Source organism: Belnapia mucosa (genome assembly GCF_016775475.1).
Lineage (GTDB): Bacteria > Pseudomonadota > Alphaproteobacteria > Acetobacterales > Acetobacteraceae > Belnapia > Belnapia mucosa.
Genome location: NZ_JAEUXJ010000072.1, coordinates 1 through 1,151, shown reverse-complemented (window position 1 = coordinate 1,151; position 1,151 = coordinate 1). Strand labels below are relative to the sequence as shown.

Here is a 1,151-nt window from a genome sequence, read left to right as displayed (position 1 = left end):
CGCCCGTAGGTATCCTCGAGCCTGACGATGTCGTCCTCGCCGAGATAGGCGCCGACCTGCACCTCGATGAGGGTGAGCGGGATCATCCCCGGATTCTCCAGCCGGTGGACGCAGCCGAGCGGCAGGTAGACGCTCTCATTCTCGCGCAGCAGGATGTTCTCGCCGTCGCGGTGGACGATGGCGGTGCCGTTCACCACCACCCAATGCTCGGCCCGGTGGAAGTGCTTCTGCAGCGAGAGCTTCTGGCCCGGGCGGACCTGGATGCGCTTCACCTGGAAGCGGTCGCCGAGGATCAGGCCTTCGTAGTTGCCCCAGGGGCGGTAGATGCGGCGATGCTCCGTCGCCTCCTTCCGGCCCTCGCGGCGGAGCTGGTCGACCAGCTGCTTCACATCCTGCGCCCGGTCGCGCGGCATCACCAGCACGGCATCGTCGGTCGTGACCACGACCATGTCGCGGAGGCCGACGACGCCGGTCAGCGTGCCCTCGGAGCGGATGAGGCAGCCCTCGGAATCCACCATCGCCACCGGGCCGACCGCGACATTGCCCCGCGCGTCCTTGGCCCCGGCCTCCCAGAGCGCCGCCCAGGAGCCGACATCGGACCAGCCGATGCTGGCCGGGACAACGGCGGCGAGGCGGGTCTTCTCCATCACCGCATAGTCGATCGAGATGGCGGGCGCGGCGGCGAAGGCGGCGGCGCCGAGGCGGACGAAGTCGAGGTCGCGCTTCGCCTCGGCCATCGCCCGGCCCACGACCTCCAGCAGCTCGGGGCAGAACTGCCGCAGCTCACCAAGCAGGGTGGCGACGGTCGCGACGAACATGCCGCTGTTCCACAGATGTTGCCCGCCCCGGACAAAATCGGCGGCGCGGGCGGCATCCGGCTTCTCGATGAAGCGGTCGAGCTTGCGGACGCCGGGCGCCCCGGGCAGCTCGGATCCGGCCTCGATATAGCCATAGCCGGTCTCGGGTGCGGTGGGCCGCATCCCGAAGGTGACGATCTGCCCGGCCCGGGCCGCGACCACGGCCTTGCCGAGCGCATCATGCAGGGCAGGCAGGTCGGCGATCGCGGCATCCGCCGCCATGATCCAGAGCACCGCCTCCGGCGACTGCTCGGCGACCAGCAGGGCGGCCGCGGCGATGGCGGGGGCGCTGTT

Annotated in this window: 1 protein-coding gene; it reads right to left on the bottom strand. The window is 70.6% G+C overall.

The genetic code is table 11. From position 1 onward, the window contains the following. Positions 1–1,151, bottom strand: a 1,151-nt coding sequence (locus tag JMJ55_RS30385) for a mannose-1-phosphate guanylyltransferase/mannose-6-phosphate isomerase (protein ID WP_202829340.1), incomplete at both ends; no start/stop codon positions are given.